Genomic DNA, 12,758 nt, shown 5'->3' with positions numbered 1-12,758 from the left:
GGTTTGTTTTAAAATGCAGGGACCACTGCACCTTGGTATTTTTCATTGATAAAATCTTTTACTTTTTGACTTTGTAAAGCCTTTACTAAAGCTTTGATTTTAGGATTGTCTTTATTATCTTGAGTGGTTACTAAGATATTTGCGTAAGGACTTTCTTTGCTTTCTATTAAAATAGAATCTTTTACAGGATTTAAATTTGCTGATAAGGCATAGTTTGAATTAATCACTGCAAAATCAACATCATCTAAAGCTCTTGGAAGTTGTGCTGCTTTTAACTCTTTAAATTTGATATTTTTTGGATTATCTTTGATATCAATTGGAGTTTTTAATGCGCTATTTTCAAAACTAACGAGCTTGGTACTAGCGATAATATCTAAAGCTCTGCTTTCATTTGTTGGATCATTTGGTACAGCTATGGTAGCATTTTGTGGAAGATCTTGGATGTTTTTATATTTTTTAGAATAAACTGCCATTGGTTCGATATGAACTTTTGCAACGCTAATTAATTTTGTGCCTTTATTAGCATTAAACTCATCCAAATAAGGCTGATGTTGGAAGAAATTTGCATCAAGTTCTTTGCTATCTGTGCTAAGATTTGGTAAAATATAGTCATTAAATTCTTTAATTTCTAATGTGTAACCTTCTTTTTTTAATAAATCTTTAGTTTGTTCTAAAATTTCAGCGTGAGGTACTGGTGTCGCACCTACAGTAATAACTTCATTAGCAAATAAACTTGCACCTAAAATTGTGCTTGCAGCGAGCAATTTTAACAATTTCATTTTAACTCCTTTTTATAGTTTTTAATATGCTTGATTATATTGTAAAAATATTAATAAGATAGGAAAAGTTTTATTTTTGTTTGTTTTTGTATTCTTTGGCAAAATGTTTGAGTTCTTTTATAAAATCTACATAACCACCTTTGTGCCAATTTTTTTGAGCCTTAATAAGAGCTTGTCCGATTTTATAAGAATAAGTATTTTGGTTTTTAATACCCTCGCTTTTATAATCATCATAACTTGATAAAGGTGGAAGTTTAAGATAAGGTTTTGTTTTTAAATCTTTTTGATATTGCTTGGCAAGTTTTGTGTGTTTATAGTAAATCTTTAACAAAGTAAAAGGTAAAAAAGGAATTTTTTTCTTATTTTTAGTGCATTCTATAAAAGCATAGCCTAGTTTGTATGATAAATGATATCTTGTGCGTTGGACGGATTGTTTATTATCTTTATAAAAAGATCCTGTATATTTACTTCCACCAAGTTTTAGCCATTTTTCATAATATTCTTGCCATTTAGGCCATGTTTGATTGCAAAATTTACTATTCCAAAAACGACTATTAGTTCCACAAGCGTGAACTATAGAAGCATTTTGCGTAAGATTTGTAAGATAATGAGTACTTCCTGTGTATTTGTCTTTTAAATCTTTAACTTTAAAGTGATTTTCATAAGCCATTAAGGAAAAAATTCCTTGATCTTGCCAATTTTTAGTATTTTGTGAAAGATAATTATAGATAAACTGATAACACTGTAAAGGATTTGGTATAAGATCAGTAAAAACTAAAATCCCTGTTTGATATACACGCTTATTATTATGATTTTTTTCTAAAGGTAGAGCTGTTTGAAGCAAAGTTTTACCTAATCTTGCACCAAAATGATATTTTCTAGCTCTTAATTTGCTAAGTTCATCTATACTTTTTAAAAGTAAAACATCAAAATCAAGATAAATAATACTTTCGCATTCATCTAAAAACTTAAAAGCTTCAAATCTTGCAAAAGCCATATGCGTCCATCTTTTTAAGAAAAATAAATTATTAATATCATTTTGATTTTTACTAAGAGTGGCTAAAAAATCTTCTTGAGTAAAAGGAAGAAATTTAATTGTTTTATTTTTAACAATTTTTTGCATGATATTTTGATCATTCAAGCTAAAACCATCATGTAAAATGTAAAACACATCTACCTTTTCACCCATAACATCCATAATGTTAATGAGCAAGGTTCCTATGGTAAAGCTTGAATTTTTAGTCGCTGCTAGCAAAATACCAAGTTTATGTTTCATTGTTTATCTTTTGGTGATTTTATAAAGAATATTTCCTATAAATTGTATGATTTGAACTAAAACAATTAAAATCACAACGGTTTGAATCATAATATCAGTTCTAAAACGCTCATAACCATAGCGAATAGCTACATCGCCCAAACCACCACCACCAACAGTTCCTGCCATAGCGGAAAATCCTATTACGATGATTAAAATCAAAGTGATACCATTAATAATGCTTGGTAAAGCCTCACTAAACATAACTTTAAAGATAATTTGTGCTTTGCTAGCTCCATAAGATCTTGCTGCTTCAATGATAGCAGGATCAATTTCTTTAAAAGCACTTTCAATCATTTTAGCTAAATAAGGCGCAATTCCTATGGTAAGTGGTACTATGGTAGCAGTTGTTCCTATACTAATACCAATAAGATATTTTGTAAAAGGGCTTAAAACTACAATGAGTACTAAAAATGGAAAGGATCTTAAAATATTGATAATAAAATCAAGCACACTGTAAATGCTTTTATTTTCCCATAAGCCACCTTTATCAGTAACAGTAAGCACAATTGCAGGGATAAGTGCGATTAAAAAGGCTAAAAAAGTGGCTGTAAAACTCATATAAAGAGTTTCTAATAATGCCGGATAAAGTATATTTTCAAAATTTCTTAAAATTGCTTCTAAATTCATTACACAAGCTCCCAAATAACGCCATTTTCTTGTAAATAATTTAAAACTCTTTCTTGATCTTTAGCTTCTATATTGATTACCAAATTTCCTAAAGCATTATTATTTAGCTTTTCTATTTTACCCCAAACTATATTAAAATCAATATTTATACTTCTAGCCATATGAGTGATTATGCTTTGATTTGCTTTTTCTTTGCAAAAATATAAGCGCACATTGACTCCATTTTGTGGTAAAAAATCACTCTCCCCTAGAAATTCACGCATTTTTTCACTTGGCTTTAAGAATAAATCTTCAATTTTCCCTTGACCTATGATTTGTCCATGCTCTAATAATACAGCCTTTTGTGCTATTTGCTTTACTGCTTCCATTTCATGAGTTACTAATACTACGCTGATGTTAAATTCTTGATTGATTTTAGCAATAAGCTCTAAAATATTGTTTGTGGTATTTGGATCAAGTGCAGAAGTAGCTTCATCGCTTAGTAAAATTTTAGGATTTAAAGCAAGGGCTCTAGCTATGGCTACCCTTTGTTTTTGCCCACCACTTAGTTCATTTGGATAAGCTTTGCTTTTGGCTAAAAGCCCCACAAGATCTAAAAGCTCATTAACTCTTTTTTGAATTGTGCTTTTGTCAAAATTATGAATTTCTAAAGGCATAGCCACATTTTCAAATACATTTTTTCTACTCATAAGTGCAAAATGCTGAAAAATCATTCCTATATCTTTTCTAAATATTCTTAACTCTTTTTCTTTTAAGGTAGCTATTTCTTTACCAAAAATCTCCACGCTACCACTTTGATAATTTTCTAAACCATTAATACATCTTAGCAAAGTTGATTTTCCCGCCCCGCTGTGTCCAACAAGAGCATAAATTTCCCCTTCTTTAACTTCTAAAGAAACATCATTTATAACTAATTCTTTGCCATAATATTTTTTAAGATTTTGTATTTTTATCACTTATTAGCCTTCTAAATTAGAAATTTCATCATTGATTTTTTCAAGTTGAGTTTTAATGCTTTCAAGTTGAGTTTTATTTTGCTCAACAACCGCAGCAGGTGCATTAGAGATAAATTTTTCATTTTTCATCATAGCATCTAGCTTGTTAAATTCTTTTTCAAGTTTTGTTTTTTGACTATTAAGTCTATTTAAAACACCGCTTAAATCAAGATCTTGAGTTGGTATAAATACTTCTAAATTTTCACTAACATCTCTAATGGATTTTTCTAAATTTGTACTAATAAACTCGATGTTTTCACATTTTGCAAGTGTTGAGATGAAATTGGTGTAATTTTTTAACTCAGCCATTAAACTCTCATCATTTAATTTTATACAAGCTTTTTGAATTTTTGCATTTGCAAGTTCTACTAGGGTTTTTGCACGGCGTAAGCTTACTATACTTTCTATAATGATATTGAATAATTTTTCTATTTTTTCATCTCTAGAATTAAATTTAGGATATTTTAAAATCATTATAGAATCATGAGTTTGAATAGAAGTTTTACTTAGCTCATGGTATAAATACTCACTAATAAATGGCATAAAAGGATTTAAAAGCTTTAATGCTTCTTTAAAAATGCTTCCAAGTTCTTTTATACTTGATTTTTCAGCCTTACTAAGCTCGATCCCCCAATCACAAAATTCATCCCAGAAAAATCTATACAAAGTATTTGCCGCATCATTAAAGCGGTAATTATCTAAATTTTCTCTTGTTTCTTTTACGCATACTTCAAAACGAGACAGCATGTATTTTGCCAAGTTAGTTTGAATTTTGCTTTTATCTAAATCCTCAAATTTTTCTTCATTTAAAAGTAAAAATTTGCTTGCATTATAAAGCTTATTCGTAAAATTTCTAACTTGTATGAGTTTGTCATTGCTTAATTTTATATCTCTACCTTGGATAGCTAAAAGAGCAAGGGTAAAACGCAAGATATCAGCACTATATTCATCCACGCTTTGCACAGGATCAATGACATTACCTAAAGACTTGCTCATTTTTCTACCTTGCTCATCTTTAACCAAAGCATGCAAATATATATCTTTAAAAGGAAGCTCACCTAAAGCATTAGTACTTTGAAACATCATTCTTGCAACCCAGAAAAATAAAATATCAAAGCCGGTGATTAATAAAGAATTTGGATAAAAATCTTTTAAATCATCTTCATGCCAAAGTGTATTTTTGCCCCAGTCTTTATTACCCCAACCTAAAGTACTCATAGCCCAAAGACCTGAAGAAAACCAAGTATCTAAAACATCAGGGTCTTGTTTGAAATTAGTGCTTTGGCATTTTGGGCATTGACTTGGAGTTTCTTCGCTTGCCCATTCATGAGAGCATTCACAGTAATACACAGGAATTTGATGACCCCACCAAAGTTGTCTTGAAATACACCAATCTTTTAAATCCCTCATCCAAGCATTAAAACTATTAATCCAATGTGCAGGGTAGAATTTGCTTCCACCAAGATTAACTTTTTCTATGCTTTCTTTTGCGATTTCATTTTTTACAAACCATTGTTTAGAAATGTAAGGTTCAACTACATTTTTACAACGATAACAATATCCTACTTGATTAGTATAATCTTCTATTTTTTCAACAAAACCTTTTTCTTGTAATTCTTTTATAGTAACATCTCTTGCTTCTAATCTTTCTAAGCCTTTAAAATGCAAGCAGTGTTCATTTAAAATACCTTTTTCATCAAAGATGGTAATAAATTCAAGTTTATGTCTTAAGCCTACTTCATAGTCATTATGATCATGTGCTGGGGTTACTTTCACAAAGCCTGTACCAAATTCCATATCTACATGCTCATCAGCAATAATAGGAATTTTTCTATCTATTAAGGGTAAAATGACATTTTTGCCTATTAAGTGTTTAAATCTTTCATCGTTTGGATTAACCATCACAGCGCTATCACCAAAATAAGTTTCCGGTCTTGTGGTGGCTACTACGATGTATTCTTGAGAATTTTCTAAGAAATATTTTAAATAATATAATTTTCCTTTATTTTCTTTATGTTCTACTTCTATATCACTTAATGCTCCATCATGAGTACACCAATTTACCATGTAATTTCCACGCACGATAAGCTTTTTACCATAAAGATCTACAAAGGCTTTTTTTACCGCATTTACTAAACCTTCATCCATAGTAAAGCGCAAACGACTCCAAGCAGGAGTGATACCTAAAATTCGCATTTGCTTAACTATGGTACCACCGCTTTGCTCTTTCCATTCCCATACCTTTTTTATAAATTCTTCTCTACCAAGTTCTTCTTTTTTAATACCTTGAGCTAAAAGTTGTTTTTCTACAACATTTTGTGTTGCAATGCCTGCATGATCAAGCCCTGGTTGGTAAAGGGTTTTATAACCATCCATTCTTTTATAACGCGTTGTGATATCTTGTAAAGTACAAGTTAGAGCATGACCTATGTGCAAAACGCCTGTTACATTAGGTGGTGGCATCATAATACAAAAGTTTTTACCTTTTTCTTGAATTTTTTCATTACCATTGATTTCAAAATATCCGCGTTCTTCGCAAATTTTATAATATTCTTTTTCTAGTGATTTATCATACATAATTGCTACCTTGAGAATGAAAATAAATTGTTATGTTAGCTTAAAATTGTTAAAGAAGTTTTGAAATTTAGAAATTAGTTATAAAAAACTAATTTCTACTTTACGATTATTTTGTCTTTGAGAATCAGACTTATCTTTAGTAGGGTAGGTATCTTTTCCCAAAGATTCTATTTCTATAACCTCAGTAAAACTAAAGAAATGTTTGGCCACGTTCATTGCTCTATTTAACCCTATCATATAGTTTGCAAAAGTGCTACCTCTATCGTCCGCATAACCTTGAATTTTAACTCTTTTGAGTATATCTTCTCTTGCTAGATTTTGATTGATTTTTTCAAGTAAATTTTCATTGCTATATTCGCTATATCCATTTCTTTCAAATAAAAATTTTAAATCAGAAATTTTAACATCTACATAATTATATTTTTTCTTATTTTTAGCAAAAACAATATCTTTATTATATATGCTTAATTTCATATTGTTATTTGAAAGCATATCGATAAAAATAGTTAAATTATAATCTTGAGAATTAACTTTAACAGGATTAATCATTTCTTTTAACATATCAATTCTATAATCACTTAAGCTTTTTCCATCTAATACATAAACTTTAACAAAATCATCACTCAAACTTGGCTCATATCTGCTAGTTTTACCTTTTGCAATGTATTCTTGCATGGTATTTTTACATTTTGTTGTTTTTTCTTTTTTTACGCTTGTTTGTTTGTTGTTTTCAACGAGAAGTTTTTGTTCTTCTTGGGTTGCTTTAGGTGTAATAGTTTCATTTTTAGAAACTTCAGCCATATTTGTTTGGGTTGTTGGCGCGACTTCTTGAGTGCTTGTATTTTCATCCATGATAGGATTATTTTGCACTGGAGTTTCTTCTTTTAAAGGCTCTTGAACTGTTTGTTGTGATTGATAAGTATTATCACTTATATTATTTCTTTCTTGGTTGTATTGAGTACTTGGCGGAGTGTAGCTTTGATAAGAACTACTTTTTTTATAATCATATACATAAGTATTTGAATCATCTTCAAAATACCACATATAAAAACCAATACTAGCGCCTATTAGCACCACAAAAGCTATACTAAAAGCAATAATACTTTTCATTTTTTATCCTTTGTGAAGTCCTTAAAAGGACTTTTGATTATTTATAATTTTTAATAGAATTTTCTAAAATTTCACTTGCTTTTTCAATGCCTGCAAATTCTTTTACTTTTACCCATTTGTTTGGTTCAAGCATTTTATATGTTTCAAAGAAATTTTTGATTTTATCTAAGCTCGCTTTTGGTAAATCATCTAAACTTTTAATATTATCATATCTTGGGTCAATTTTGCTTACAGGAACAGCTAGTAATTTTTCATCCATACCGCTTTCATCTTCCATTAATAATACCCCTATTAAACGACAAGGAATCACAGCTCCTGCTTGGATAGGGTATTCATTTAAAACCAAAACATCAATAGGATCGCCATCATCTGCAAGAGTATTTGGTATAAAACCATAGTTTGCTGGATAAAACATAGCTGAATACATCACACGATCAACCATGATGGCTCCGCTTTCTTTATCAAGCTCGTATTTGATGTTTGATCCATAAGGAATTTCAATAACTGCATTAAGTTTGTTTGGTACTTCTCCAACTTTGATTTTGCTAATATCCATTTTTTATCCTTTATTTTAATAAATCATTGATTAAATTTTTCATATCAGCTACGATAGCTTCAATACTTCTTTCACCATTGATTACATGGTGGATATTTTCTTTAGTATAGAAATTTGTTATTTCTTCTAAAGGTTTTAAAAAAACTTTCATTCTATTATTGAAAACTTCTTCGTTATCATCAGCACCTCTAGCACGCCCTAAAACTCTTTCTCTAGCAACTTCTTCGCTAACTTTAACTTCTATAACACCTTTTAAATTTACTTCACTTTGATTTTTTAATACCTTATCAAACTCAAGCATTTGTTCAACGCTTCTTGGATAACCATCGATAAGTATCGTGTTGGTTGGTGCATTTTTTAAAGCAGTGATGATGGTATTTACAACTACATCTAGTGGAACTAAATTTCCTTTAGAAATAAAACTATCAATAGTCTTTCCAAGTTCGCTTCCACTAGCCACTTCTGCTCTTAGTAAATCACCTGTAGAATAATGAGTAATATTTGCATCATCTGTAGCTATAATGCTTGCATCAGTTGTTTTGCCACTACCTGGTGCGCCTATGATTAAAAATAATTGTTTCATTTAGTATTCTCCCTTAATCTTATACCTAATTCTCTCATTTGTTCATTGCTTACTTCGCTTGGAGCTTGAGTCATAAGACATTGCGCTCTTTGTGTTTTAGGAAATGCTATAACTTCTCTAATGCTTGAAGATTTTGTTAAAAGCATGATAAGTCTATCAAGGCCTATTGCTATACCACCATGTGGTGGTGCTCCAAAGCTTAATGCATCAAGTAAGAAGCCAAATTTCTTTCTTTGTTCTTCTTCATTAATATTTAAAAGTTTAAAGACTTTTTGTTGGATAGGGCTTTTGTGAATTCTTATACTACCACCACCTAATTCTACACCATTTAACACCACATCATGTGCAATAGAATTAATTTCTTCTAAATCTTGCTCATCAATATTTTTTGGCATAGTAAATGGATGGTGCATTGCAGAATAGCTTCCATCATCATTTTGTTCAAACATAGGAAAATCAATAACCCATAAAAATTCTAATTTATCCTCATCAATAATTTTCATTTCATCAGCAAGGAATAATCTAAATCTACCCATATAATCAAGCACGGTTTTCTTAGCCCCTGCACCAAAAAATACTACATCTCCAACTTCTAATTCACATCTTTGAATTAAAGCGTTTAAATCCTCTTCACTAAAGAATTTGCAAAGTGGACCCTTAGGACCATCTTCTTTCATTTGTATAAATGCAAGTCCTGCTGCTCCAAATTTGCGTACAAATTCTTCAAATCTTTGCATTTGGCGTTTAGAAAAAATCGTATCGCCTTTTGGAACTCTTAAAGCTTTAATGCGATTTTTCTTTGTATCTTTTGCAATATTTGCAAAAATTTCGTTATTTGATTTTGCAAAAATATCAATCACATCAATAAATTTCATATCAAATCTTAAATCAGGCTTATCAGAACCATAATTTTCCATAGCTTCTTTGTAACTCATTTGTCTAAAAGGTATGCTAATTTCTTTTCCGCAAGCTTTGAAAATATCTTTGAGTAAATTTTCTGCCATAGCTATGATATCTTTTTGCTCACAAAAACTCATTTCTATATCTATTTGAGTAAATTCAGGTTGGCGATCTGCTCTTAAATCCTCATCTCTAAAGCATTTTGCAATTTGAAAATATCTATCAAATCCTGAACACATTAAAAGTTGTTTGAAAAGTTGAGGACTTTGAGGTAGGGCATAAAATTCGCCTTGATGTACGCGTGATGGTACCAAATAATCTCTTGCGCCTTCTGGGGTAGCTTTAGTTAAAATAGGAGTTTCAACCTCTAAAAATCCCATTTTTGCTAAAGAATTTCTTGTTGCTATACAAGCAGTTGATCTTAGAGCAAAATTATCATAAAGTTTTTTACTTCTTAAATCTAAAAATCTATATTTTAATCTTAATTCTTCATTCACACTTTCATCGCCTATAGCAAAAGGTATTACAGCGCTTTCATTTTCAATAGTAAGTTTGCTTATAACAACTTCTATTTCCCCGGTTTTTAATTTTGGATTTACAAGTCCTTCACCGCGTGGGCGAATTTTTCCTTGTGCTATTAAAATATATTCATTTCTTACTGATGAAGCTATATTGTGTGCTTCTTGATTATCTGCAGGATCGCATACTAACTGTATAAGTCCGCTACGGTCTCTAAGATCGATAAAAATTACACCTCCATGATCACGGTAAGAATTTACCCAACCACATAATGTTACTTCCGCGCCAACATTTTGTATGTTAAGCTCTGTATTGTAATGAGTTCTCAAAATTTTTCCTTAGCTTAATTTTGTTCAATTTTGTTATTATAGTATTTTATTCTTTTGCTTAGCTAAGTTTTGTTATAATTTTTTTATGAAAAAAAATATAAATATAGAAAAAATTCAAAAAATAGGCTTATTTTGCAGGTTAAATACAAATTTAAATGAGCAAATTGCTTTTTTAAAAACAATTTTTTTGCAAAAAAATATAGAGCTTGTATTATTAGAACAAGAAAAAATTAATCTAAAAGATTTACAAAAATTAGATTTTTTGATTTCTCTAGGTGGGGATGGCACGCTTTTATCTTTATGCAGACAAGCTTATCAGGCTAAAAAGCCTATTTTGGGGATAAATGCAGGAAATTTAGGTTTTTTAACAGCCCTTTCTTTTAATGAGATAGAAAGTTTTTTTGAAGATTTTTTTAAAAGTGATTTTAAAATAGAAAAAGCCAAAATGCTTCAAATTACCTTGTATAAAAAAAATAAAATCATTAAAAAATTTGCTTTTAATGACGCGGTTTTTTCGCGTGATAATGCTTTAATGGCAAATGTGGAAGTTTTTTTTGAAAATAAACTTTTTAATGCTTATTATGGAGATGGTTTAATCATAGCTAGTTCAAGTGGTTCAACTGCTTATAATATTAGTGCAGGTGGACCTATAGTGCATCCTTGGAGTGAAATTTTTGTTTTAACTCCAGTTTGTTCTCATTCTTTAACCCAAAGGCCTATAGTTTTACCTTATGGCTTTGAGCTTGAACTAAAAGTTGAGCATTGTTTGTTGTATTTAGATGGGCAAGAAGTGATTGATCCTAAAGAATATGATAGAATTATTATAGGACTTAGTAAAAAAGAACTTAGTTTTATACATAAAAAAGATAGAGATTATTTCCAAGTTTTAAAAGAAAAGTTAAATTGGGGTAAGTGATGATAGAGAGTATTTTAATCAAAGAAAATTTAGGTTTTAAACAAGCAAAATTAGACTTAGAAGCGGGGCTTACTGTCTTTACTGGCTTAAGTGGTGCTGGAAAATCGGTGCTTTTTAAGGCTATTTTGGCAGCATTTGCTCTAAGTGAGAGTGAAGCTAAAATGGTAGAAATTTTGTTAAATGATGAGCTTGAATTAGATGAGTTTGGTATCGAAAATGAAGAATTAAATGTATTTAAACTTTTAAAAGATAAAAGCTCGCGTTATTTTATCAATAATCAACTTATTTCAAAAAAGAATTTAGTCTTGCTTTCTAAGAAATTTGTAAAATATCTTTCAGCTAAGGAAAATAATGAGTTCTCAAATGAAAGATTTTTAAACTTACTTGATTTTATGCAATCAAAAGAGGATAAGAAATTTCAAGATTTTTTAAATGAATATAAAAATATTTATAAAGAATACATGGAAAATAAAACTAAATTAGAAAAAATTCAAGAAGAAGAAAAAAAAGTAGAAGAATTAAAAGAATTTACGAGCTTTGAAATACAAAAAATTCAAAGTATTAACCCAAAAATTGGCGAATTTGATGAGTTGATGAGTTTTAAAAAAAGACTTTCTAAAAAAGACAAAATTGACGCTGCTTGGAATAGGGCAAGCAGAATTTTTGAATTAGAATCAGCAGTGATTGAAGCTTTGCAAATTAGTGATGTTGATAGTTCATTTTTTTCAGAGTGTTTAAACGAATTAAGAGCAGTGTGGGAAAATCAAAGCTTTGATGATTTTGATTTTGATATAGAAGAAGTACTTGATAGGATAGAAAAACTTTCTTCTTTGATTTCAAAATATGGAAGTATAGAAGAAGCTTTAGAAGCTTTAGAGAAGAAAAAAGCAGAATTAGCTCATTATGAAAATTTAAGTTTTGAAAAAAAAGAATTAGAAAAAAAAGTACAAAATACCAAAATGCTTTTAGATGAGAAAAGTCAAAAATTAAGTACTTTGCGTAAAAAAAGATTAAAAGAGCTTGAAAAATTACTGAATTTTTATCTTGAAAAACTTTATATGAAAGAAGTTAAATTAGAGCTTAAAGATTGTGCTTTAAGTATTTTAGGTAAAGATGAAGTGAGTTTAAATATCAATGAGGCTAGTTTGAAAAATTTAAGCTCAGGCGAGATAAACCGTCTAAGACTTTCTTTTATTGCAACAGAATGTAATGTTACTAATAAAGCTAGTGGTATAATATTTTTAGATGAAATTGATGCAAATTTAAGTGGTAAAGAAGCAATGAGTATAGCTGAAGTATTAAAAGAGCTTGCTAAGTTTTATCAAATTTTTGCAATTTCACATTTACCACAGCTTTCATCAAAAGCAAGCAGCCATTTTTTAGTAGAAAAAATAGGAAATGAAAGTAGGGTAAGAAAAATAGAAAAAGAAGAAAGAGTAAGAGAGCTTGCTAGAATGGTAAGTGGGGAAAATATTACCCAAGAAGCTTTAGAATTTACTAGAACTTTACTTTAAAAATAAAAAGTAAATTTTCTATATGGTATAATAAT

At 29.7% G+C, this 12,758-nt stretch carries 10 protein-coding genes and 1 pseudogene; 2 read left to right on the top strand and 9 right to left on the bottom strand.

From position 1 onward, the window contains the following. Window positions 1-8: 8 nt before the first annotated feature. The 9 genes and pseudogenes from CAMP18497_RS04855 to aspS form a co-directional block, all read right to left on the bottom strand. Window positions 9-779: a MetQ/NlpA family ABC transporter substrate-binding protein gene (locus CAMP18497_RS04855; protein WP_337212808.1), complete on the bottom strand. Its 771-nt coding sequence runs from the start codon at window positions 777-779 to the stop codon at window positions 9-11. Window positions 780-849: 70 nt separating this feature from the next. Beyond that, complete coding sequence (locus CAMP18497_RS04850) at window positions 850-2,055, bottom strand: glycosyltransferase (protein WP_263727284.1); 1,206 nt, start codon at window positions 2,053-2,055, stop codon at window positions 850-852. Between the two features lie 9 nt (window positions 2,056-2,064). Further along, window positions 2,065-2,721: pseudogene (locus tag CAMP18497_RS04845) on the bottom strand (methionine ABC transporter permease); the annotation flags it as partial. Window positions 2,722-2,723: 2 nt separating this feature from the next. Further along, window positions 2,724-3,680, bottom strand: coding sequence for a methionine ABC transporter ATP-binding protein (locus CAMP18497_RS04840; protein ID WP_337212804.1), 957 nt, complete (start codon window positions 3,678-3,680; stop codon window positions 2,724-2,726). Window positions 3,681-3,683: 3 nt separating this feature from the next. After that, entirely contained in the window at window positions 3,684-6,296 is a 2,613-nt protein-coding gene (locus CAMP18497_RS04835; RefSeq protein WP_337212802.1) for a valine--tRNA ligase, read from the bottom strand. A gap of 78 nt (window positions 6,297-6,374) precedes the next feature. Next, window positions 6,375-7,406 carry a hypothetical protein gene (locus CAMP18497_RS04830; RefSeq protein WP_337212800.1) on the bottom strand — a complete coding sequence of 344 codons (1,032 nt, stop codon included), beginning with the start codon at window positions 7,404-7,406 and terminating at the stop codon, window positions 6,375-6,377. 37 nt (window positions 7,407-7,443) lie between these two features. Further along, entirely contained in the window at window positions 7,444-7,962 is a 519-nt protein-coding gene (ppa, locus tag CAMP18497_RS04825) for an inorganic diphosphatase (RefSeq protein WP_120759358.1), read from the bottom strand. 10 nt (window positions 7,963-7,972) lie between these two features. Then, entirely contained in the window at window positions 7,973-8,545 is a 573-nt protein-coding gene (locus tag CAMP18497_RS04820; RefSeq protein WP_337212797.1) for an adenylate kinase, read from the bottom strand. After that, window positions 8,542-10,293: an aspartate--tRNA ligase gene (gene aspS, locus CAMP18497_RS04815; RefSeq protein ID WP_337212795.1), complete on the bottom strand. Its 1,752-nt coding sequence runs from the start codon at window positions 10,291-10,293 to the stop codon at window positions 8,542-8,544. The genes CAMP18497_RS04820 and aspS overlap by 4 nt, the downstream gene beginning before the upstream one ends. A gap of 85 nt (window positions 10,294-10,378) precedes the next feature. On the opposite strand from aspS, the gene CAMP18497_RS04810 reads away from it, so the two are divergent. Further along, window positions 10,379-11,209, top strand: coding sequence for an NAD(+)/NADH kinase (locus CAMP18497_RS04810; RefSeq protein WP_263675634.1), 831 nt, complete (start codon window positions 10,379-10,381; stop codon window positions 11,207-11,209). Next, window positions 11,209-12,723 carry an AAA family ATPase gene (locus tag CAMP18497_RS04805; protein ID WP_337212792.1) on the top strand — a complete coding sequence of 505 codons (1,515 nt, stop codon included), beginning with the start codon at window positions 11,209-11,211 and terminating at the stop codon, window positions 12,721-12,723. Before CAMP18497_RS04810 ends, CAMP18497_RS04805 begins: the two co-directional genes overlap by 1 nt. The last annotated feature ends 35 nt before the right edge of the window (window positions 12,724-12,758 follow it).

The sequence above is a fragment of the Campylobacter sp. W0066.1 genome (genome assembly GCF_024723635.1).
Classification (GTDB): Bacteria; Campylobacterota; Campylobacteria; order Campylobacterales; family Campylobacteraceae; genus Campylobacter_D; species Campylobacter_D lari_C.
Note: the sequence above shows the minus strand (reverse complement) of the source record. Positions and strands in the feature narration are given on the sequence as shown.

What these genes read in the sequence shown, in the direction of transcription:
- CAMP18497_RS04855 (WP_337212808.1), bottom strand. Translation starts at nt 779, where the DNA reads ATGAAATTGTTAAAATTGCTCGCTGCAAGCACAATTTTAGGTGCAAGT.
- CAMP18497_RS04850 (WP_263727284.1), bottom strand. Translation starts at nt 2,055, where the DNA reads ATGAAACATAAACTTGGTATTTTGCTAGCAGCGACTAAAAATTCAAGC.
- CAMP18497_RS04835 (WP_337212802.1), bottom strand. Translation starts at nt 6,296, where the DNA reads ATGTATGATAAATCACTAGAAAAAGAATATTATAAAATTTGCGAAGAA.
- CAMP18497_RS04830 (WP_337212800.1), bottom strand. Translation starts at nt 7,406, where the DNA reads ATGAAAAGTATTATTGCTTTTAGTATAGCTTTTGTGGTGCTAATAGGC.
- ppa (WP_120759358.1), bottom strand. Translation starts at nt 7,962, where the DNA reads ATGGATATTAGCAAAATCAAAGTTGGAGAAGTACCAAACAAACTTAAT.
- CAMP18497_RS04820 (WP_337212797.1), bottom strand. Translation starts at nt 8,545, where the DNA reads ATGAAACAATTATTTTTAATCATAGGCGCACCAGGTAGTGGCAAAACA.
- CAMP18497_RS04810 (WP_263675634.1), top strand. Translation starts at nt 10,379, where the DNA reads ATGAAAAAAAATATAAATATAGAAAAAATTCAAAAAATAGGCTTATTT.
- CAMP18497_RS04805 (WP_337212792.1), top strand. Translation starts at nt 11,209, where the DNA reads ATGATAGAGAGTATTTTAATCAAAGAAAATTTAGGTTTTAAACAAGCA.